Below are 19,992 nucleotides of genomic sequence, written 5' to 3' on the forward strand. Positions count from 1 at the left end.
ATCATCCCTCCCAAGGCACGGGGAGACCAACGATCGTGGCCGACCGTATCGATAAGTGATAACCTATCACATCCAAGAGGAAATCCGCCCCTAAACCGCCCCGCCTTTCTCTTTCGCCCCCCTCGCCCTCACGCGGAAACATCGGCCGGGACAAATTGTCTACCAAATCACAAGAAATGGGAAATTGGCCCGTTCCAACCAGAAGTTTGTTTACCCCCCGGCCCACTCTGGGCCATGGGGAGCGCCATGCAGCAGGCCAATCCCTCGCCGGAAAAACCCTTTCCGTCGCATCCACTCCATGTACCCGCTTTCCGGGCCTATCTGACCGTGCGGTTCGCCGCCGTCATCGCGCAGCAGGGCATGACCCTTATCATCGCGTGGCAGACCTATAATATCGCCCGGCTGACCATGTCGCCCGCGCTGGCGGTGACGCAACTGGGCCTGATCGGCCTGATCCAGTTCGTCGCGCTGTTCCTGGCGACGCCCCTGTCCGGCCTGCTCGCGGATCGCTACAACCGGCGTGTCCTCGCCATGCTGACCATTTTGGGGCAGTTGGCGAGCGCGCTGATCCTGGCGGTGTCCAGCTATGAACAATGGATCGGATTGCCGCTCATCTTCACGCTGGCGGCGCTGCTGGGCGTGTGCCGCGCCTTTCAGGGGCCGTCGCTGGGGTCGCTGACCGCCAATATCGTGCCGCTCCCGATCCTGCCGCGCGCCTTTGCACTCAGCAGCATCGCCTGGCAGTCCGGTTCCATCATCGGCCCGGCGATCAGCGGCTATGCCTATGCGATCCAGCCCCATTTCGCCTATGCCGCCAGCGCCATCCTGTTCCTCGTCTCGCTGCTGATGCTGGCGCTGATGGGACCGGTGAAGCAGGCGCAGCCGGACCGCAAGCGCCACCCCCTGCGCCAGATCGTCGACGGCCTCGCCTATGTGAAGCGTAACCGGCTGGTGCAGGCGACGATCACGCTGGACCTGTTTGCCGTCCTGCTGGCCGGCACGACCGCCCTGTTGCCCGTCTATGCCCGCGACATCCTGCACGTAGGGTCCAAGGGGCTGGGCCACCTCGCCGCCGCACCCGGCATCGGCGCGGCGGCCATGGCGCTGTTCTTCTCCATTTTTCCCATGACCCGCAATGTCGGCGTCAAGATGCTGGCGTCCGTCGTGATATTCGGCGCGGCCACCGTCTGTTTTGGCGCCACCGCCTTCATGCCCGCGATGATCCAGATGCCCGTGGCTCTGGGCGCGATGATGGTGTGGGGCGCGGCGGACATGGTATCGGTCTTCGTGCGCCAGTCCCTCGTCCAGTTGCACACGCCGGACGAGATGCGCGGCCGGGTCAGCAGCGTCTCCCAGCTCACGATTTCCGCCTCCAACGAACTGGGCGAGGCGGAGTCGGGCTTTCTCGCCGCCCTGATCGGGCCGGTCAGCGCGGTGATACTGGGCGGCGTGGGCGCCATCGCCGTGACCCTGCTGTGGTCGCGTCTTTATCCGGAACTGCGGCTTGCACGCAGCTTCGATCCGCCCGATGTAGCGAACAACTGACGAAGCGAAGGAATCGAACCGCCATGCGTGCATCTTCAATCCTGGAGACGATCGGCCGCACCCCCCATGTCCGCCTGTCCCGCCTGTTCCCCCACGCCGAAGTGTGGGTGAAGAGCGAGCGGGCCAACCCCGGCGGGTCGATCAAGGACCGTATCGCTCTGGCCATGATCGACGCGGCGGAGGCCAGCGGACAACTCCAGCCCGGCGGCACGATCATCGAGCCGACATCGGGCAACACCGGCATCGGCCTGGCCATGGTCGCCGCGGTCAAGGGCTATCGCCTCGTCCTCGTCATGCCGGAAAGCATGTCGATCGAGCGGCGGCGGGTCATGCTGTCCTATGGCGCGACCTTCGACCTGACGCCCCGTGAGAAGGGGATGAAGGGCGCCATCGAGCGCGCGCTGGAACTGGTCGCGCAGACGCCCCATAGCTGGATGCCGCAACAGTTCGAAAATTCTGCGAATATTGAGGCTCATGTCACGACAACCGCTCAGGAAATTCTGGAAGAGTTCGCGAACGATCCGATCGACGTCCTGATCACCGGCGTCGGCACGGGCGGGCATCTGACCGGCTGCGCCAAGGTGCTGAAACAGGCATGGCCCAAGCTGAAGGCCTATGCGGTGGAGCCGACGCTGTCCCCGGTCATCTCCGGCGGCGCGCCCGGCCCGCATCCCATTCAGGGCATCGGCGCGGGCTTCATCCCCACCAATCTCCAGACGCAGCATATCGACGGGGTGATCCAGGTCGATCCCAACGACGCCAAGGAGTTTGCCCGGCGCAGCGCGCGGGAAGAGGGGCTGCTGGTCGGCATTTCGTCCGGCGCGACACTGGCGGCGATTGCGCAGAAACTGCCGGACCTGCCCGCCAACGCCCGTATCCTGGGCTTCAACTATGACACGGGCGAGCGGTATCTCTCCGTGCCGGACTTCCTGCCGGAATAAGGGCGACGGACATGGACCAGCAGCCCGGAGCGGCCGGCGGGACGGCGCGGGACGACAGGCGCCGCTGGCCGCTGCTGCTCTGGGCCGCAATCCTGATCGGCATACCGTTGCTGGTCGCGGCGCTCAGCACGCCCTTCTCCAACCCGTCGCCACAGGCCGGGATCGCGTCACGCACGGCGCAGGGCCATCCCTCCAGCCCGCCGCCCGCCGTGGAGCCGCTGGAAATCCGACAGATCGCGCCGGAGACGGCCCGCGCGGTCAACGCCGCCATCCCCTTCTCCACCGCGCCCAATCCCGCCGCCCGGCCCTTTGTCATCGGCGGCGACCCGGACGACCGCGCGCGTGCGACCGACTGCCTCGCCGCAGCGGAACTTTATGAGGCCGGGGACGACAAGTCCGGGCAGGAGGCGGTGGCGCAGGTCATCATCAACCGCATGCGCCACCCCGCCTTCCCCAAAACCATCTGCGGCGTGGTGTTCCAGGGGGCGGAGCGGACGACGGGCTGCCAGTTCACCTTCACCTGCGACGGTGCGCTGGCGCGTATCCCGTCGGCCGCCGCCTGGGCACGGGCGCGGGCGCTGGCGAGCCGGATGCTGTCAGGCGCGGTCGACCGCCGGGTGGGATATGCCACTCATTATCATACCAACTGGGTCGTGCCCTATTGGAGCAATTCACTCGACAAGATAACATCGGTCGATAGTCATTTGTTTTTCCGTTGGAAAGGGTGGTGGGGAACACCCGGCGCCTTTCGCGGCAGACAGGGGGGTGCGGAGCCTGCCATCGCGCGGCTCGCCTTTCTCTCACCCGTCCATGCCCGCGCCGCGCCGGTGGGGAAGGGCGCGCTGCTCCCGCTCGCCAAACTGCCGGATTTCTCCGATCTCGCCACCCCCGCAGCCGCCATCGGGCGCGACCGGATCGGCGAACGCTTTGGCGCGGCGCGGCTAGGCGCAATCAATTCGGCGGGGGACGCCTTCATCATGCTGATCGACCCCAAGGCGACACCGGACGCGCTGGAGCAGCTCGCCCGCCAGATGTGCGGGGGACGGGTCAAATGCCGCCTGCTGGGCTGGACGCGCACCGCCGACATGCCGGAAGCCTTTCCCATCGCCGACGCAAAGCTTGCCAGCATGAGCTATGCCTATATGCGTATGACGACTGAAGGACTGGAACGATCCCTTTATAATTGCAGGGAATTTATCGCTGTTCCAAAAGCGCGCTGTATGCGCGAACGCGCGCCGGTGGCGCGTGCGGTGCCCTCCCCCACCGGGGAAGCGCCGCGAACCGGCACCGAAACCGTCACGCTTGGCCCATAGGATCACGCCCCCAGGAATCAGGCCCCATACAGGCCCCACCCACATCAGCCACCGGGCAGGAACGCCTCCGCCGGCAGCGCCATCAGCGCATCCGCACCGCCCTCGATCTCCCGCCGCAGCGCGCCCGCGCGGGGCATCATCCGCTCGGCAAAGAAACGCGCCGTCACGCCCTTGGCCGACAGGAAGGCCGCATCGCCTCCCCCCGCCTCCGCCAGTGTCGCCGCCGCGCTCGCCATGCGGAGCCACATCAGGCCCAGCGCCACGATGCCGGTCAACTGCATATAGGCGGTCGCCGCCGCGCCGGCATTGTCCGGCCGGGTCAAGCCATTCTGCATCAGCCACAGGGTTGCGGCCTGCATCTGGCCCGTCGCCTTCTCCAGCGCGTCGGCCAGCGGGACGAGAGTGCCGCCCCGGCCCCGCGCCTCCGCCACCTCCGCCGCGATGGTGGCGAAGAGGAGCTGCACCGCCCGCCCGCCATTCTGCGGCAGCTTGCGCCCGACCAGATCCATCGCCTGCACGCCGTTCGCCCCTTCGTAAATCATCGCGATCCGGGCATCGCGCACATATTGCTCCAGGCCATTTTCGGCGATGTAGCCATGGCCACCCCAAATCTGTTGCGCGATGACGGTGACATGGAAACCCTGATCGGTGCCATAGCCCTTTATCACCGGGGTCAGTAGGGACAGCAGGTCAGCAGCGTCCTGCCTTTCCTTATCACTGTCGCCATGATGGGCGAGGTCCGCCTGCAACGCGCCCCACAGGCACAGCGCGCGCAGCCCCTCGGTCAGCGCCTTGCCCTCCATCAGCATCCGCCGCACATCGGGATGGACGATCAGGGGATCGGCGGGCTGGTCCGGCTCCGCCGCGCCGGTCAGCGCCCGCCCCTGCCGCCGTTCCGTGGCGTAGAGGGCTGCGTTCTGATAGGCGATCTCCGCCTGCGACAGGCCCTGAAGCCCCACCCACAGGCGCGCCGCGTTCATCATGATGAACATGGCGGCCAGCCCCTTATGCTCCTCGCCCAGCAGCCAGCCGGTCGCGCCGTCATAGTTCATGACGCACGTCGCGTTGCCATGGATGCCCATCTTACGCTCCAGCGCGCCACAGGAAACAGCGTTGCGCGCGCCCGGCGTGCCATCCGCCTGCACCAGGAATTTGGGCACGATGAAAAGCGATATGCCTTTACTTCCCACCGGCGCACCCGGCGTGCGGGCCAGCACGAGATGGACGATATTCTCCGTCAGGTCATGCTCGCCGGCGGAGATGAAGATCTTGGTGCCGGTGATGCTGTGGCTGCCGTCCGCCTGTGGCTCGGCGCGGGTGCGGATCAGGCCCAGGTCGGTGCCGCACTGCGGTTCCGTCAGGTTCATCGTGCCGGTCCAGCGGCCCGCGACCATCGGCGGGACGTAGAGCGCCTTCTGCGCCGCCGTCCCCACCGCGAGGATCGCCTCCACCGCACCCTCTGTCAGGCCGCTGTACATGGCGAAACTGTGGTTCGCGCTGTTGAGATATTCATTCGCCGCCGCCGACACCATGGCGGGCAAGCCCTGCCCGCCAAACGCCTCCGGCGAACCCAGCGTCGTCCATCCGCCGGCGATCATCGCCGCATAGGCTTCCCGAAAGCCGTCGGGCGTGGTGACGCTGCCATCCGACTGCCGGGTGCAGCCCTGCACGTCCCCCGTGCGGTTGAGGGGCAGCAGCCGTTCCGCCGCGAACCGGCCCGCTTCCTCCAGCACCGCGCCCACCACATCCGGCGTGGCGCCCGCAAAGGCCGGTATCCGCGCCGCCAGCGCCTCCATCCCCAGCACCTGCTCCAGGATGAAACGGCTGTCTTTGACGGGGGCGGTATAGGAAGGCATGTCTCTCTCCTCGATCCGGCCCGGTTGCCGCGGGTGCCGGTTGGCGAAAGGCGCGGGTGGAGCCGCGCCCGTCACGGAAACGCGGACACTGCGCCCTTCGCTCCCGAACCGGATGATGGCGCGTTACGCCGCCGGATCAAATCGAAAAATGGCGGGAGAGCGCGGTCAGCCGCCGCAGAGCGCCGCGCCATCATTGGCCATGACGCCATCCGCCGCCGCCCGGTCCATGCCGATGCGCGGGAAACTGACCCCGGCGAACGACCCGCGCGCGCTGCACAGGCTGGCGCAACCGCGATCCACCGCGCCCGGCATGGCGATGCGGTCGCCGTCATAACGGGCGGTGACGGTGCAGCGGCCGCCGTCGAACCGCAGGATGAGGAGATCGCCCGCCCGGCTGGCCTTGCCAGACCCCCGGCAATATTCCTCCTCCCCGATGCGGATTTCCACGCCGAAGCGATAGGATTTTGCTTCACCCCCGGAAGGCAGGACACACAGCCGATCCTCCCCGCCATCATAGGCGCGGCCATAACTGCCGACCGGTTCCACCGATCCGTCTTCCCCGATCACCCCGCTTTCGGTGGCCAGCGCCTCCAGCGCGTCGGCCGCCGCATTGCCCCCGGCGACCGGCTGCGCGTCATTCCCGGCGCCGGGCACCGGACCGCCACAGGCCGGGAGGATGAGAAGCATTGCCACCGCCATCTGGCGCACGGCGTCATGCGTCGTCCGCATGCACCCATTCCAGCCCATCGCCGACGACCCGACGGTAGAAACAATCCTTGCGCCCCGTATGGCAGGCTGGCCCCGCCGGACGGCAGATCAGCCAGATCGCATCCTGATCGCAGTCAATGCGAATATCCTCCACATGCAGGATATGGCCGGACGTCTCGCCCTTCTTCCACAGCGCCTGCCGGCTGCGCGACCAGAAATGGGCGATGCGCGTCTCCACGGTCAGCGCCAGCGCCTCCGCGTTCATATGGGCAAGCATCAGCAGCTCACCGGTCGCGGAATCGCTGGCGACGGCGGTGATAAGGCCGTCTCGGTCATATTTGGGATCGAGGACCAGCCCCTCGTCGCGTGCGTCTGTCATAATCCGGCTATAGGAGCGGCAGGCGACGGGGAAAAGCCTCCATCATCGAGCAGATTGGCAAATGGGGCGGAACCATAACCCTGACGGGTGATTGCCTGCATAGGCGGTAAAGACTATGGTAAACATCCCGCGTCAGGAAGAGACATGGCCAGAGACTCGTCATCTGCATCGAAGAGCCGGGCGCTCGTCGCCCGCGCAGAGCGGATGCCCAGCCATTATGTGAGCGCGATCACTGGTCCCACCGTGCCGCCGTTCCGTAGCCGCATCCGCAACATCTCCACATCGGGCATGTTGATCGATGGGCCGCCGCAGATCAGCATCGGCGATGTCATCAGCGCCTCCATCCCCGGCAATGGCGACGTCCTGGGCACCATCGTGCGGAAGAAGGATGGCACGGCGGGGGTAAAGTTCATCCAGGAGCTGGATCTGGCCGCTTTTCTGGAACATGCGCCGCCGGATTAGGGGCGTTTGGTTGGGCGGGAAAGCGGTCGCTCCAAGGCATGGCGTCGTTCTAAGGCAGGCGCGTTGGTCGGCATTGCACTGGGTGCAGCGAGCGGTGATTGGCCGGGGACAAGCCGGTTTCCGTTAAGATGGGCACGGGTGGCATAGTCCTGGGGTGCGCAGAACATGTCCGACGTCACCCCTGCCCTTGGCGAGCCGGCAATGGCAGGCTTATCCCCGCCCGATCAAACCCTGCGCGATACAGTCCGCCACCACCGATGGCGGCAGGCCGCTTTCGGCGCTGTCCGTCCAGATCGTCCGCAACCGGCCCGGAATTTCCGCCACCCGTCCCAGGATCGCCTCGCGCGTGATCGGGCCGAGATAGGCGAGCGCGACATTGATGATGCCACCCGCGTTGATGACATAGTCGGGCGCGTAGAGGATGCCGCGATCGTGCAGGCGCGCCGCATCGCCGGGCGTCGCAAGCTGGTTGTTCGCGCCGCCAGCGACCGCACGCACGCGCAGGGCGCCGATGCTGCCCTCGTTCAGGATGGCGCCCAGCGCATTGGGGCTGAGGATGTCGGCCTCGACCGTCAAAATCTCCCGCGCGTCGACCACCGTCGCGCCCAGTTCCCGGCCCAGTGCCGCCGCACGGGCCGTGTTCACGTCCGCCAGCGTCAGGATCGCGCCATCGGCCGCCAGCCGCCGCGCGACGCCGCCGCCGACGCTGCCCACGCCCTGAATGGCGACGCGCACGCCCACCATATCCTCACTGCCACCGCCGATCCGGCCCGCCGCGGCCCGGATGCCCAGATAGACGCCCTGCGCCGTTACCGGGCCGGGATCGCCCCCTGCCTCCCCGTCCGCGACGGGCAGGCCGGAGACATAGGGGGTGCGTTCCGCGATGTGCAGCATGTCCGCCTCCGCGATGCCCACATCCTCCGCCGTGACATAGCGCCCGCCGACAGAAGCGATGGCGTCGCCAAAGGCGCGCAGCAGGTCGGGCGTCTTCACGCCATCCGCCGGGGCCAGGATCACGCCCTTGCCGCCACCCATGGGCAGGCCCGCCATGGCGTTCTTGTAGCTCATGCCCCGCGACAGGCGCAGCGCGTCGGTGATTGCATCCTCGTCGCGGGCGTAGCGCCAGAAGCGCACGCCGCCCGCGCCCGGTCCCAGATGCGTCGAATGAATGGCGATGATCGCGCGCAGGCCCGCCGCCCGGTCGTGGAAGAGGTGCACGCCCTCATGGTCGTCGAAGTCGGGCAAGGACCAGGGCGATGTCACGGCGGGCCGCTCCCATATGGGGGCCAGGCATGCCGCCTGGCAGATGTGGGGAAAATGGGGCGACCGAGGAGGCTTGAACTCCCGACCTCCGGTACCACAAACCGGCGCTCTAACCAACTGAGCTACGATCGCCACCGACGCGCGAAGCGTCAGAGCGCGGCTCATAGGGTGGGTCCGCCCCCAGCGTCAAGCCAGTTCTGGCGCGAAATGTGGTTGGACCGGAAAAAGGTCGGGCAGGAACACCCCGGCAGGGCCTTTTCCCATTACGTGAAAACGCTCCTGTTTCTTGGTCGGGCATTTTCCGGGATGATGATCGTCAACGGCCAGTTCGAAAATGCTCCCGAGCAGGGTCCGGCCCGATTGCATCGGCTCGGTTGCTACAGCCTTTTGATTTATCGCATTTTCCGAGCCAGCAGATGGTTGCATCCGCTTCGAAAACGCTCCGGCCTTTTGATTTATCGCGTTTTCCGAGCCAGAAAATGACTCCATCCCTTCGAAAAGGCTCCAGCGCCATCGACAGGGTTTCGCGCATGAAAAAAGGGAAGCAGGCACCCTGCTTCCCTCTCCTAATGCTGCTCGTCCGGACGTTGCGTCGCCCGATTACGGCCCTGTTGTACGATAGATGGTCAGTTGACGCTGTCCTTGAGACCCTTGCCGGCCTTGAACTTCGGCTGGTTCGACGCCTTGATGGTCATCGCTTCGCCGGTGCGCGGGTTGCGGCCCGTCGATGCCTTGCGCTTGGAGACGGAAAATGTCCCGAAGCCGACCAGACGAACCTCGTCCCCCTTCTTCAGCGTGGCCGAGATCGAGTCGAACACGGACTCGACCGCCTTGCCCGCATCGGCCTTGCTCAGCCCGCTGGCCTCCGCGACCGAACCGATCAGATCCTGTTTATTCATGCCTTGGGAACCCCCTTCTTATGTGTTTGCCGGGAATCGCTCTGTTAAGGACTCGCAATAAGGCGCAGCTTACCGCGCGAGTCAAAGCAAAATCGCGAAAACACCCCGCAAATCGGGGACTTAAGAGGGTCTGGCTTCGGTCATAGGACAAAACAGACATGTTGGCCAGACCGTGATCCGATCATTCCGATCGGCATCATGGCCCTTCTCCCGTCAACCGTGCGTTCCGGGGCGAGCAAAAAAGGCTGCCCACCCCCGGAAATGCGGCGTCAGTGGCGGATGGGAACCTCGCCATCCACCGGGGTGCCGATGGCGGGCTGAGCGGCCAGATCGTCCGCCTCCGACCAGTCGATCGGGGTGAGCGGCGCGGTCAGGGCGCGGGCCAGAACCTGATCCACATGGCTGACCGGGATGATTTCCAGCCCTTCCTTCACATTCGCCGGAATCTCGGCCAGATCCTTCTCATTCTCCGCCGGGATCAGCACCGTCTTGATGCCGCCGCGCAGGGCCGCCAGCAGCTTTTCCTTCAGGCCGCCGATGGGCAGCACGCGGCCGCGCAGCGTGACCTCGCCGGTCATCGCGACTTCGCGGTTCACGGGGATGCCGGTCAGCGTGGAGACGATGGACGTCACCATGCCGATGCCCGCCGACGGGCCATCCTTGGGCACCGCCCCTTCGGGCAGATGGATATGGATGTCCTTGCGCTGGAAGATGCTGGGCTTGATGCCATAGGCCGGCGAACGCGCCTTCACATAGGAGAAGGCCGCCTGGATGGACTCGGTCATCACCTCACCCAGCTTGCCGGTCGTCTTGACCATGCCCTTGCCCGGCACCGTGACGGATTCGATGGTCAGCAGCTCGCCGCCCACTTCCGTCCAGGCCAGGCCGGTGACGGCGCCGATCTGATGCTCTTCCTCGCCCACACCATAGCGGAATTTCCGCACGCCTGCGAAATCGGCCAGATTGTCGGGCGTCACGGTGACGCTCTCGTCCTTGCCTTCCACGATCCGGCGCAGCGCCTTGCGCGCCAGACGCGCAATCTCGCGCTCAAGCGTGCGGACGCCCGCTTCGCGCGTATAATAGCGGATCAGGTCGCGCACCGCATCCTGCGTCACGCTGAACTCGCCGTCCTTCAGGCCATGCGCCTCGACCTGCTTGGCCATCAGGTGCCGCTCGGCGATCTCGACCTTCTCATCCTCGGTATAGCCTTCGAGGCGGATGATCTCCATGCGGTCCAGCAGCGGCTGGGGCAGGTTCAGCGAGTTGGCCGTGGTGACGAACATGATGTCCGACAGGTCGACATCCACCTCCAGATAATGGTCCTGGAACTTGCTGTTCTGTTCGGGATCCAGCACCTCCAGCAGGGCCGACGCCGGGTCGCCCCGGAAATCCTGGCCCAGCTTGTCGATCTCATCCAGCAGGAACAGCGGATTCATCGTGCCCGCCTTCTTCAGGTTGGACGCGATCTTGCCCGGCATGGAGCCGATATAGGTGCGGCGATGGCCGCGAATCTCGGCCTCATCCCGTACACCGCCCAGCGACTGGCGGATGAATTCGCGCCCGCACGCCTTCGCAATGGAGCGGCCCAGCGACGTCTTGCCGACGCCCGGAGGGCCGACGAGGCACAGGATCGGCCCCTTAAGCTTATCCGACCGCGCCTGCACCGCCAGATATTCGATGATCCGATCCTTGACCTTGTCCAGCGCGAAGTGATCGGCGTCGAGCACCTCCTGCGCCTGCACCAGATCCTTCTTCAGCTTGCTCTTCTTGCCCCAGGGAAGGCCCAGCAGCGCGTCGAGATAGTTGCGCACCACCGTCGCCTCGGCCGACATGGGCTGCATGCCCTTCAGCTTCTTCAGCTCGGCGTTCGCCTTGCTGCGCGCTTCCTTGCTGAGCTTGAGCTTGGCGATCTTGGCGGTGAGTTCCGCCAGCTCGTCGGCTTCCTCGCCCTCGCTGTTGCCCAGCTCGCGCTGAATCGCCTTGAGCTGCTCGTTCAGATAATATTCGCGCTGGGTCTTTTCCATCTGGCGCTTCACGCGACCCCGGATCTTCTTCTCGACCTGAAGCACGCCCAGTTCGCCCTCCATGAAGGCAAAGACCATCTCCAGCCGCTTCATGGGATCGCCCTCGACCAGCAGCGACTGCTTGTCGGACACCTTCACGCTGATGTTGGCGGCGACGAAATCTGCCAGACGGCCCGGCTCCTCAATCTCGCGCAACTGCACCGGCGTTTCGGCGGGCAGCTTCTTGTTGAGCTTGGCATAGCCCTCGAACTGGTCCGCGACGGAGCGCATCATCGCCTCGATCTCGGTGCCCGTCGCCTCGACATCGACATGCTCGTCCACCTGCGCGGAGAGATAGCTCTCGGCCTCCTCCACCGCCGCCAGCGTGGCGCGGTTGCGCCCCTCGACCAACACACGCACCGTGCCGTCGGGCAGTTTCAGCATTTGCAGCACCGTCGCCACGACGCCGATGTCATAGAGGTCGTCGCGCGCTGGATCGTCCATCGCCGGGTCGAGCTGCGTGACGAGGAAGATATCCTTGTCGGCCTCCATCGCCTTTTCGAGGGCGACGACGCTCTTGTCGCGGCCAACGAACAGCGGCACGATCATCTGCGGGAAAACCACGATGTCGCGCAGGGGCAGCAAGGGAAGGGTCTGGGTCATTCTGGCTCCACTTCGGCCTCGAACACGGCCGTCTTGCCACGGAATATCGGTGCGCCGCGTCCAGATTCAATCGTTACGCGACAGATGGGCGGTTTTCCTACCGCCACAAACATGAGCAATAGCTGAATCCGACCAGCGAAATTCGCATCAGAACGGCAGCTTGAAACCGGGGGGCAGCGGCAGGCCGGCGGTCAGCTTGGCCATTTCCGACCCGCTGGCCTCGTCCGCCTTTTTGCGCGCATCGTTGAACGCGGCGACGATCAGGTCTTCCATCACGCCCTTGTCCGCCACGTCGATCAGGCTGTCGTCGACCGACAGGCCGATGATCCGCCCCTTGGCGCTGGCGCGGACCGTGACCAGACCGCCACCGGACTTGCCCTCCACCTCGATGGCGTCCAGACCGGCCTGCGCCTTGGTCAGTTCCTCCTGCACCCGGCTGGCCATGCCGAGAATGTCGTTCAGGTCTTTCATCCGTTCATGCTCCCATATTTGCGGGGTTCGATACCGGCGAGTTCGGCGTTGGGAAAGGTCTCCCGTATCGCCTGCCCGACCGGCGACGACCAGACCGCATCCTCGCGCGTCTGGACCGCCGCCCGCTCCTGTTCCAATAATGTCGGCTGCGCATTGCCGTCGCTGAGCCTGACGGTCCAGCTTTGCCCGGTGATCGCCTTGAGCGCCTCCGCCAGATCGCGCCCGAATGTGGCGCTGAGCGGCCGCATCAGGCGCAGGTCGATCATCGGCGGGGCATAGGCGACCAGCCCCACGCAATCATGCAGGTCGCTCGCCAGCCCCGCATGGTTGTGAAACAGCCATTCCACCAGCGTCGGGAAATTGGGAGGAAAGACGCCGCCCGCCACTTCGGGCGCGGCAACGGTGGCGACCGGGGCGACGGGAGCCGTCGCGATCGCTGCGGACTGGGCCATCGCCGCCTGCCCCTGCGGCGCGGAGGGCGCCGCCATGGGGGCGCCCGGCACCGCTGCCGGGACGCCGCCCGCCAGCAGGCGCGCCAGTTCCGACGGATCGGGCATGGTCGCGGCATGGACGACACGCAGCAGGGTCATGTCGCACGCATCGCGCGAATTGACCGCGCCCACGACCTCGCCATGCCCCTTGAGCAGAAGCTGCCAGAGCCGGTGCAGGTCGGCAAAGCCCAGCTTCGCCGCCCATTCGTCCAGCGCCTGCCGCTCCTCCTCCGACCGCGCCGGGTCGTCGTCCGACCGGCCCGACTTGGTCAGCGTGATCGCATGGATCAGGTCGAGGAGGTTTGAGAGGATACCGCCCGGATCGACGCCCATCCGATATTGCCCGGCCAGCCCGTCCAGCACCGCGCCGGGATCACCCGCCAGCACATGGCCCAGCAGCCGCCGGATATTGCCGCGATCCGCCAGCCCCAACATGTCGCGCACCTGATCGGCGGTGACATGCGGCTGCTCCTCCCCGATCATCTCCGCATGGGCGATCGCCTGATCGAGGATCGACAGGCCGTCGCGCGCCGACCCTTCCGCCGCCGACGCGATCAGCGCCAGCGCCGCCGTGTCGGCCTGCACGCCCTCCTGCTCCGTCACATGCGCGAAATGCGCCTGCAACGCCTCGCCGGGGATGCGGCGCAGGTCGAACCGCTGGCAACGGGACAGGATGGTGACGGGAATCTTGTTCACCTCCGTCGTGGCGAACAGGAATTTCACATGGGCGGGCGGCTCCTCCAGCGTCTTCAACAGCGCGTTGAAGGCGTTCTTGGAGAGCATATGCACTTCGTCGATGATGTAGATCTTGTAGCGCGCGGAGACGGCGGCGTAGCGCACCGCCTCGATAATCTCGCGCACATCGTCCACGCCGGTATGGCTGGCGGCGTCCATCTCCACCACGTCGATATGGCGGCCCTCGGCGATGGCCTTGCACGGCTCGCACACGCCGCAGGGGTCGATGGTCGCCTCGCCCTGCCCATCCGGCCCGATGCAGTTGAGCGCCTTGGCCACCAGCCGCGCGGTGGACGTCTTGCCCACCCCGCGCACGCCGGTCATCACGAACGCATGGGCGAGCCGCCCGCGCTTGATCGCGTTGCCGAGCGTCTGGACCATCGCTTCCTGTCCGATCAGCTCGGAAAAGGTCTGCGGCCGGTATTTGCGCGCAAGGACGCGATAAGGCTGCTGGGAATCGGACATGGGCACCCTCTTAGCGGGTCGCGGCTCGCCTGTCGAAGGAAGCGCGTTCGGCGATAGGGGAACAGGGGGAGGAGAAGGTGGAAGCCGGAACGACCCGCAGCGAATTCGTTGTGGCTGCTTCCGTCAGGACCTGACCAGGTTGGCGAAGACTGCGCCCGCCCGACTTCCGAGGGCGCATATGGCGGGATTGGATGCGCTTTTCAAGCGGCATCGCGCAACGAAGGCTTCGCCCCCCTCACACACCCTGCATATTATGGCTTTCGCTGGGGATACGCACAGTCAGGCCCTTCATCACCGTCTTGAGGGTGATCTGGCAGGACAGGCGGCTGGTGCGCGTGGCGGCGGCGGCAAGGTCCAGCATGTCCTCCTCCGCCTCGCTGGCGCGGGGCAGCTTTGCGAAATCCGCCGCATCCACGATGACATGGCAGGTGGAGCAGGCCATCTGCCCCTCGCATGTGCCCTCCAGCGGCTGTCCCGCCGCCTGCCCCACGTCGAGCAGCGTGTCGCCGTCGCGCGCCCATATCTCCTGCACGCTCTCGCCATCCGCGCTGATGAAGCGGATGGCAATGTCGCCGGTGTCGGTTCCACTCATGCCATAGGCTCCTGCTCGCTGGCGCTTTCGAGGATGAGGAGCGCCCCCTCCTCCACGTCCGACATAGTGGTATAGCGCCCGAATCCAAGCCTGATCGACGAGCGTGCCTGTGCATCGGTCAGGCCGATGGCGCGCAGCACATGGCTGGTCCGCCCCGATCCGCTGGCGCAGGCCGACCCCAGCGACATCGCCACCCGGCGGCAGGAGGAGAGGATGCGCGCCGCATCCACCCCGTCGCGCCGGATGTTGAGGTTGCCGCGATAGCGATGCTCCGTGCCGCCGTTCACCGTCCAGCCCGCGAACAGGCGCCGCGCCGTCTCCCACAGGGCGGCGACATGGGCGGCATCCTCCGCCCGCCGTTCGTCCGCAACCTTCGCCGCCACGCCGAACCCAGCGCACAGCAGGGGCGAGAGGGTGCCCGACCGCACGCCGCCCTCCTGCCCGCCGCCGTGCATCAGCGGCGGCAGCGACAGGCCATCGCGCAGCCAGAGCGCGCCGATCCCCTTCGGCCCATGGACCTTGTGCGCGCTGATCGCCACCATGTCCGGCGTCACGGGCAGCGCCAGGCGCCCGAAACCCTGTACCGCGTCGCACAGGAAGGGCGCGCCGACCCGCGCCGCCAGGGCGGCCAGCGCCTCCAGCGGCTGGATCACGCCAATCTCGTTATTCACCTGCATCGCGACGAGCAGCGCGGTGGAATCGTCGATCACCTCCGCCGCGCGGTTCAGGTCGACCAGCCCGTCCGGCCCCACCGGCAGCAGCACCGCCTCCATGCCCCATCGCGCGCAGGCCAGCGCCGTGTCGATCACGGCGGCATGTTCGGTGGCAAGGGTGACGATCCGCGTCCGCCCGCCGCCCGCCGCGCCCTGCGCCATCCCCTGAATGGCGGTGTTGAGCGCCTCCGTCGCGCCGCTGGTGAAGACCAGCCGCCCGCCGCCCAGCCCCAGCGTCCTGTGCACCCGGTCCCGCGCCAGTTCGACCTCCGCCGCCGCCTGCCGCCCCATGGCATGGGCGCTGTGCGGATTGCCATGGCGGTGCAGCCCGTCGGCCATGACGGCAATCACTTCGGGCGCCAGCGGCGTGGTGGCCTGATAGTCGAGATAGATCATCGCGTTGGGGCCATTTCCATCAAGGTCATGATAGCAAATATCGCTTCCTAAATCCCGGCAATTCGGCGCCATTGCGCGATGAAGGCCTCCACGTCCGTCGATGTCGTGGTCCAGCCGAAGCTGACCCGCACAACCGCCGCCGCCGCGCCCTCGTCCCACCCCATCGCCGCCAGCACCGGGCTGGTCTTGAGCGTGCCGGAGGAGCAGGCGCTGCCCGCCGACACGGCGATCCCCGCGCCATCGAAGCGGATCAGTTGCGCCCGCGCGCTGACGCCGGGCATACGGTAGGAGGCGATGGTCGCGATCCGCGCCGCATCCCCCGCCACGACCTCGCCGCCCATGGCGCGAATGGCGGCGTCCAGCGTCGCCCGCAACGCCGCCGCGCGCACCAGCCAGTCGCGCGCATCCTCCAGCGCCGCCGCCATGCCCAGGATCGCGGGCAGATTTTCCGTCCCGCCGCGATAGCCCAGTTCCTGCCCGCCGCCCGCGTTCAACCGGGCAAGGTCGCGCACCAGCAACGCGCCCACACCCACCGGCCCGCCCAGCTTGTGCGCGCCGATGGCGATGAAGTCCGCATCCGGCAGCGGCAGCTTGCCCGCGCTCTGCGCGCAATCGCACAGCCACAGGCCGCCGCCGCGGCGAATGGCCGTGCCGACCGCATCCACCGGCTGGATCACCCCCGTCTCGCTGTTCACATGCTGGATCGCGACCAGCGCATCGGTGCAGTCGATCCCGTCAGTCCCGACCAGCCCGTGCGAATCGACAGCCAGCCTATCCGCATGTCCGATATGGCGCAGCACCGAATCATGCTCCGTCGCCGATGCGATCCGCCGCGCCGCCTTCGCCTGCCGCAGGGCGATGGCGATCGCCTCGCTCGCGCCACCGGTCAGCACGACCGACCCGCCCCAGCCCAGCGCCGCCGCGATCCGCGCCCGCGCCTCCTCCAGCGCGGCCTTGGCCCTGCGCCCCGCCGCATGGGGCGATGACGGGTTGGCCCAGCCGTCCAGCCCGCCGATCACGGCCTCGCGCGCCACCGGCAGCACCGGCGTCGTCGCGGCATGATCGAGGTAAATGAGGGGGTTTGCACGGGTCACGAATCGGGCACTTCAATCCAACATTGCGAAAAAGCAACAGATACCTATATAGAGCGCGCTTCCGCCCGTGCCGTCCGGCACCGGGTAAGCCCCATTCCCCCAGCTCATCAGGTGCCATGCCCGACGTCATTTTTCCCGGTCCCGAAGGTCGCCTGGAGGGGCGCTTCAGCCCCCCGCCGCGTCCGCGCGCGCCTGTCGCCATGATCCTTCATCCGCATCCGCACGGCGGCGGCACGATGAACGATCATATCACCCAGGCCCTGTACAAGACGTTCGTGAAGCGCGGCTTTGCGGTCCTGCGCTTCAACTTTCGCGGCGTGGGCCGCAGCCAGGGCACATTCGACAATGGCATCGGCGAATTGTCCGATGCCGCCGCGGCGCTCGACTGGGTGCAGAGCTTCCACCCGGAGGCGCAGACCACCTGGATCGCCGGTTTCAGCTTCGGCGCATGGATCGCCATGCAGTTGCTGATGCGCCGCCCGGAAGTGCGCGGCTTCATCTCCGTCGCGCCGCCCGCGAACATGTATGACTTTTCCTTCCTCGCCCCCTGCCCGGCCTCCGGCATCATCGTGCAGGGCGCGGCGGACGAGGTGGTCAGCCCCAGCTCGGTGCAGCGTCTGGTCGACAAGCTGCGCACGCAAAAGGGCATCACCATCCATCATGATGAGATTCGAAACGCGAATCACTTCTTCGAGCATGAGCGGGACCAGTTGATGATGTCGGTCGACAATTATCTCGACATGCGGCTCGCGCCCGACTCGCCTATCAAATGATTATGAGGGTCTGGTTCCATGCAATTGGAATCAGACCCTTTTACATTGCGGCCTGCGCGATCAGTGCACGCCCTCGCCCGGCGCGCTCAGGCTCTCGCCCGATGAGGTCGGCGCGATCCAGATCGCGACATTGGCGAACATGACCACCGCCGCCAGCAGCATCAGCAGCCCGCGCTTCGTGTCCCGCATCCGAAAGATCAGATAGAATCCGCCGCTGAGCAGGGCCACGCCCGCCAGCATCAGGATCGAAAGAATGGTTCCAGCCATGCCGCCCTATAGGTAGCGCAGGGTCGCGCTGGCAATGGGCCATGCAATATTGGGTGGGCGAGTGCGGACGGGGCGGCCTGAAAGCGTCAGGCCCTCTTCTCGTCCCCGAACCATTCGATGGCGCCATCATAGCTCTTGTTCTCGGCAGCGGACATCATCTCCGTCGCCTTCACCGTCGCCGCGCGCGTGTCCGACGCCAGTTTCTTGACCTCGCTCGCCACTACGGCGAACCCGCGCCCGGCCTCACCCGCCCGCGCGGCCTCTATCGCCGCGTTCAGCGCCAGCAGGTTGGTCTGGGAGGCAATATCGCGGATGCTGGACACGATCGCCGCCAGACGGCCCACCGTCCATTCCAGCGTATGCTTCTGGTCCTCCACGTCCATGCGGTACCGCTGGACCTCGTCCAGTTGCCGCTGCACCTCACGCTCCAGTTCGACCTGCGCGGTCACGTCGCTGGCGATCTTGACGATGCGGATGGTGCGCCCCTCCCCATCGAAGACGGGGTTGTAGCTGGCCTGTATCCAGATTTCCCGGCCATCGCTGGCCCTGCGGCGGAACCGGCCCGTTTCGAACTGGCCTGTCGTCAGCCCGCCCCAGAAACGCCGATAATCGACACCCTGATCGTCCCCCGCCATGCAGAACATCCGGTGGTGCCGCCCCACGACATCGTGCCGCGCATAGCCGACCAGCGTCAGGAAATTGGCGTTGGCGTCAATGATCGTGCCGTCCAGTTCGAACTCGACCACCGCCTGGCTGCGATCCACCGCCGCCAGCAACGCATCGGACTCGACCAATCGGCCGCGCGACCCGGTGATGTCGGTCACCAGCAACAATATCTGGGTCAGCTCGCCCGCGCCGTCCGCCATCGGCATGGCGCGGACATGGACCCACAACAGGCTGCCGTCGGCGGCCCGCAACCGCCGCATCCCGCCGCTGACATCGCCGTCGATCAATTCGGCCCGGCGCACCGCAGGGTCGGCGCCGCCACCCTCGCGGATCAGGACATCCGCGCCATTGCGCCCCGCAAGGTCACCGACAGGCACGCCGATCCTGTCGCAGAAACCGGCATTGGCCCAGACGATTCTGCCGTCGGGATCGAGATGCACAAGGAGAGTGGCTCGGCAGATGGCCTCATAGGCCGCCCCTGTTCCAACGGTCGCAGTCAACCAGCCTCTCCTGTTTTTTCGTTGGCGGGTCGATAATCCATAATGGTTGATGGAAGATTAGCTGCAAGACGAGCCGAGTTTCGGCAAGTCGCTATCCCATCGACAGGGAAAATTCGCCACTGACGTGCAAGGTTTTGCCGGTCATGCAAGCGGCCCGGTCCGACGCCAGATACAGCATCGCCTCGACAATATCCTGCTCCGCCCCTTCGCGATCGCTGAATTGCTGGGACTTTATACGTTCGATGGTGCTCTGCGGCAGTTCGGACCGGATCGTATCGGTCAGGATGATGCCCCGCGCGATGGCGTTGACGCGGATGCCGTCCACCGCCAGTTCGCGCGCCAGGCTGATCGTCATGCCCCGCACCGCCAGCTTGGACACGCCATAGCCCCGCCGCAGAATATGCCGCTGTGGAGGAGATGGTGATGACCGAAGCGCCCGACCGCCCCGCCATCGCCGTGCGCGCGGCCGGGGTGACGCTGGCCACCGCCATCACCTTCACCTCGAACAGGCGGCGCAGCGTCGCCATGCCCCGTTCAGCCATCGGGCGGCTACAGGCCTGCGAATGAAGCCCGGCGTTGTCGATGAGCGGGTCAATGCCGCCGTGCGTCGCCACGACCTGCGCGATCAGCGCCGCCACCGCGGCATCATCGGCCACGTCGCAGGGGACAGCGCTCGCCTCGCCGCCCGCCGCCCGCCGCCCGGATTTACGCCACTGCCGCCTCACCCGCCGCCGCGTCCAGATCGACCCACACGAGCCGTGCCCCTGGTGCAAAAATGGATGCCGACAGCCTCTCCA

Annotated in this window: 19 protein-coding genes, 1 tRNA gene, 1 other RNA gene and 2 pseudogenes; 5 read left to right on the plus strand and 18 right to left on the minus strand. The window is 66.5% G+C overall.

All coding sequences use genetic code 11. The features are described 5' to 3' along the window. The first annotated feature begins 246 nt into the window (after positions 1-246). The 3 genes from LWE61_RS13035 to LWE61_RS13045 are packed head-to-tail and all read left to right on the plus strand — an operon-like array spanning position 247 to position 3,799. The gene (locus LWE61_RS13035) at positions 247-1,545 is read left to right on the plus strand and encodes an MFS transporter (RefSeq protein WP_234150622.1); all 1,299 of its coding nucleotides are present in this window, start codon (positions 247-249) and stop codon (positions 1,543-1,545) included. 23 nt (positions 1,546-1,568) lie between these two features. Continuing rightward, positions 1,569-2,486: a cysteine synthase A gene (gene cysK / locus LWE61_RS13040; RefSeq protein ID WP_234150624.1), complete on the plus strand. Its 918-nt coding sequence runs from the start codon at positions 1,569-1,571 to the stop codon at positions 2,484-2,486. A gap of 11 nt (positions 2,487-2,497) precedes the next feature. Next, positions 2,498-3,799, plus strand: a complete 1,302-nt coding sequence (locus tag LWE61_RS13045; protein WP_234150632.1) for a cell wall hydrolase — start codon at positions 2,498-2,500, stop codon at positions 3,797-3,799. 44 nt (positions 3,800-3,843) lie between these two features. Here LWE61_RS13045 and LWE61_RS13050 read toward each other — a convergent pair whose 3' ends face one another. The 3 genes from LWE61_RS13050 to hisI form a co-directional block, all read right to left on the minus strand. Then, the gene (locus LWE61_RS13050) at positions 3,844-5,655 is read right to left on the minus strand and encodes an acyl-CoA dehydrogenase C-terminal domain-containing protein (protein WP_234150634.1); all 1,812 of its coding nucleotides are present in this window, start codon (positions 5,653-5,655) and stop codon (positions 3,844-3,846) included. Positions 5,656-5,820: 165 nt separating this feature from the next. Beyond that, positions 5,821-6,384, minus strand: coding sequence for a hypothetical protein (locus LWE61_RS13055; RefSeq protein ID WP_234150635.1), 564 nt, complete (start codon positions 6,382-6,384; stop codon positions 5,821-5,823). Then, positions 6,368-6,742 (minus strand): phosphoribosyl-AMP cyclohydrolase, encoded by a 375-nt coding sequence (hisI, locus tag LWE61_RS13060; RefSeq protein ID WP_234150637.1) that lies wholly within the window; start codon positions 6,740-6,742, stop codon positions 6,368-6,370. Before hisI ends, LWE61_RS13055 begins: the two co-directional genes overlap by 17 nt. 144 nt (positions 6,743-6,886) lie before the next feature. Between hisI and LWE61_RS13065 the strand changes: the two genes are divergently transcribed. After that, positions 6,887-7,204 carry a PilZ domain-containing protein gene (locus LWE61_RS13065; RefSeq protein WP_234150639.1) on the plus strand — a complete coding sequence of 106 codons (318 nt, stop codon included), beginning with the start codon at positions 6,887-6,889 and terminating at the stop codon, positions 7,202-7,204. 210 nt (positions 7,205-7,414) lie between these two features. Here the strand turns inward: LWE61_RS13065 and LWE61_RS13070 are convergent, their stop codons facing one another. The 11 genes and pseudogenes from LWE61_RS13070 to LWE61_RS13120 all read right to left on the minus strand — a co-directional run bounded on the left by LWE61_RS13070 (position 7,415) and on the right by LWE61_RS13120 (position 16,989). Further along, complete coding sequence (locus tag LWE61_RS13070) at positions 7,415-8,467, minus strand: Glu/Leu/Phe/Val family dehydrogenase (RefSeq protein WP_234150646.1); 1,053 nt, start codon at positions 8,465-8,467, stop codon at positions 7,415-7,417. Between the two features lie 55 nt (positions 8,468-8,522). Further along, positions 8,523-8,599, minus strand: a tRNA-His gene (locus tag LWE61_RS13075). 54 nt (positions 8,600-8,653) lie between these two features. Beyond that, entirely contained in the window at positions 8,654-8,956 is a 303-nt protein-coding gene (locus LWE61_RS13080) for a hypothetical protein (RefSeq protein ID WP_234150648.1), read from the minus strand. Between the two features lie 137 nt (positions 8,957-9,093). Continuing rightward, entirely contained in the window at positions 9,094-9,366 is a 273-nt protein-coding gene (locus LWE61_RS13085) for an HU family DNA-binding protein (RefSeq protein WP_234150650.1), read from the minus strand. 269 nt (positions 9,367-9,635) lie between these two features. Further along, entirely contained in the window at positions 9,636-12,032 is a 2,397-nt protein-coding gene (gene lon, locus LWE61_RS13090) for an endopeptidase La (protein WP_234150652.1), read from the minus strand. Positions 12,033-12,179: 147 nt separating this feature from the next. Further along, the gene (locus LWE61_RS13095) at positions 12,180-12,503 is read right to left on the minus strand and encodes a YbaB/EbfC family nucleoid-associated protein (protein ID WP_234150654.1); all 324 of its coding nucleotides are present in this window, start codon (positions 12,501-12,503) and stop codon (positions 12,180-12,182) included. After that, positions 12,500-14,203 (minus strand): annotated as a pseudogene (locus LWE61_RS13100) (DNA polymerase III subunit gamma/tau); the annotation flags it as partial. The pseudogene LWE61_RS13100 and the gene LWE61_RS13095, both read right to left, overlap by 4 nt. Positions 14,204-14,267: 64 nt before the next feature. Beyond that, an RNA gene (ffs, locus tag LWE61_RS13105) (signal recognition particle sRNA small type) lies at positions 14,268-14,365 on the minus strand. Positions 14,366-14,429: 64 nt separating this feature from the next. Beyond that, a complete protein-coding gene (locus LWE61_RS13110) occupies positions 14,430-14,786 on the minus strand; it encodes a 2Fe-2S iron-sulfur cluster-binding protein (protein ID WP_234150658.1) in 357 nt (118 codons plus the stop codon). Then, the gene (locus LWE61_RS13115) at positions 14,783-15,895 is read right to left on the minus strand and encodes a cysteine desulfurase family protein (RefSeq protein ID WP_234150665.1); all 1,113 of its coding nucleotides are present in this window, start codon (positions 15,893-15,895) and stop codon (positions 14,783-14,785) included. The genes LWE61_RS13110 and LWE61_RS13115 overlap by 4 nt, the downstream gene beginning before the upstream one ends. A gap of 47 nt (positions 15,896-15,942) precedes the next feature. Further along, on the minus strand, positions 15,943-16,989 hold the full coding sequence (locus tag LWE61_RS13120; protein WP_234150666.1) for a cysteine desulfurase family protein: 1,047 nt from the start codon (positions 16,987-16,989) through the stop codon (positions 15,943-15,945). 116 nt (positions 16,990-17,105) lie between these two features. Here LWE61_RS13120 and LWE61_RS13125 point away from each other — a divergent pair, with 116 nt between their 5' ends. Further along, positions 17,106-17,762, plus strand: a complete 657-nt coding sequence (locus LWE61_RS13125) for an alpha/beta hydrolase (protein WP_234150669.1) — start codon at positions 17,106-17,108, stop codon at positions 17,760-17,762. Positions 17,763-17,822: 60 nt separating this feature from the next. Here the strand turns inward: LWE61_RS13125 and LWE61_RS13130 are convergent, their stop codons facing one another. From LWE61_RS13130 to LWE61_RS20960, 4 genes and pseudogenes are all read right to left on the minus strand, one after another. Then, positions 17,823-18,029: a hypothetical protein gene (locus LWE61_RS13130; protein ID WP_234150671.1), complete on the minus strand. Its 207-nt coding sequence runs from the start codon at positions 18,027-18,029 to the stop codon at positions 17,823-17,825. A gap of 86 nt (positions 18,030-18,115) precedes the next feature. Beyond that, the gene (locus tag LWE61_RS13140) at positions 18,116-19,195 is read right to left on the minus strand and encodes a methyl-accepting chemotaxis protein (protein WP_326490643.1); all 1,080 of its coding nucleotides are present in this window, start codon (positions 19,193-19,195) and stop codon (positions 18,116-18,118) included. Between the two features lie 91 nt (positions 19,196-19,286). Beyond that, positions 19,287-19,574: an SDR family oxidoreductase gene (locus LWE61_RS20635; protein ID WP_407696234.1), complete on the minus strand. Its 288-nt coding sequence runs from the start codon at positions 19,572-19,574 to the stop codon at positions 19,287-19,289. A 70-nt stretch (positions 19,575-19,644) separates the two neighbouring features. Then, positions 19,645-19,920, minus strand: a pseudogene (locus tag LWE61_RS20960) (SDR family oxidoreductase); the annotation flags it as partial. Positions 19,921-19,992 lie beyond the last annotated feature (72 nt).

Source organism: Sphingobium sufflavum (assembly GCF_021403115.1).
GTDB lineage: Bacteria > Pseudomonadota > Alphaproteobacteria > Sphingomonadales > Sphingomonadaceae > Sphingobium > Sphingobium sufflavum.

Bases quoted from the DNA above. Each gene is read 5' to 3' on its own strand.
- LWE61_RS13035 (WP_234150622.1), top strand. From the start codon at position 247: ATGCAGCAGGCCAATCCCTCGCCGGAAAAACCCTTTCCGTCGCATCCA.
- cysK (WP_234150624.1), top strand. From the start codon at position 1,569: ATGCGTGCATCTTCAATCCTGGAGACGATCGGCCGCACCCCCCATGTC.
- LWE61_RS13045 (WP_234150632.1), top strand. From the start codon at position 2,498: ATGGACCAGCAGCCCGGAGCGGCCGGCGGGACGGCGCGGGACGACAGG.
- LWE61_RS13050 (WP_234150634.1), bottom strand. From the start codon at position 5,655: ATGCCTTCCTATACCGCCCCCGTCAAAGACAGCCGTTTCATCCTGGAG.
- LWE61_RS13055 (WP_234150635.1), bottom strand. From the start codon at position 6,384: ATGCGGACGACGCATGACGCCGTGCGCCAGATGGCGGTGGCAATGCTT.
- hisI (WP_234150637.1), bottom strand. From the start codon at position 6,742: ATGACAGACGCACGCGACGAGGGGCTGGTCCTCGATCCCAAATATGAC.
- LWE61_RS13065 (WP_234150639.1), top strand. From the start codon at position 6,887: ATGGCCAGAGACTCGTCATCTGCATCGAAGAGCCGGGCGCTCGTCGCC.
- LWE61_RS13080 (WP_234150648.1), bottom strand. From the start codon at position 8,956: ATGGAGTCATTTTCTGGCTCGGAAAACGCGATAAATCAAAAGGCCGGA.
- LWE61_RS13085 (WP_234150650.1), bottom strand. From the start codon at position 9,366: ATGAATAAACAGGATCTGATCGGTTCGGTCGCGGAGGCCAGCGGGCTG.
- lon (WP_234150652.1), bottom strand. From the start codon at position 12,032: ATGACCCAGACCCTTCCCTTGCTGCCCCTGCGCGACATCGTGGTTTTC.
- LWE61_RS13095 (WP_234150654.1), bottom strand. From the start codon at position 12,503: ATGAAAGACCTGAACGACATTCTCGGCATGGCCAGCCGGGTGCAGGAG.
- LWE61_RS13110 (WP_234150658.1), bottom strand. From the start codon at position 14,786: ATGAGTGGAACCGACACCGGCGACATTGCCATCCGCTTCATCAGCGCG.
- LWE61_RS13115 (WP_234150665.1), bottom strand. From the start codon at position 15,895: ATGATCTATCTCGACTATCAGGCCACCACGCCGCTGGCGCCCGAAGTG.
- LWE61_RS13125 (WP_234150669.1), top strand. From the start codon at position 17,106: ATGCCCGACGTCATTTTTCCCGGTCCCGAAGGTCGCCTGGAGGGGCGC.
- LWE61_RS13130 (WP_234150671.1), bottom strand. From the start codon at position 18,029: ATGGCTGGAACCATTCTTTCGATCCTGATGCTGGCGGGCGTGGCCCTG.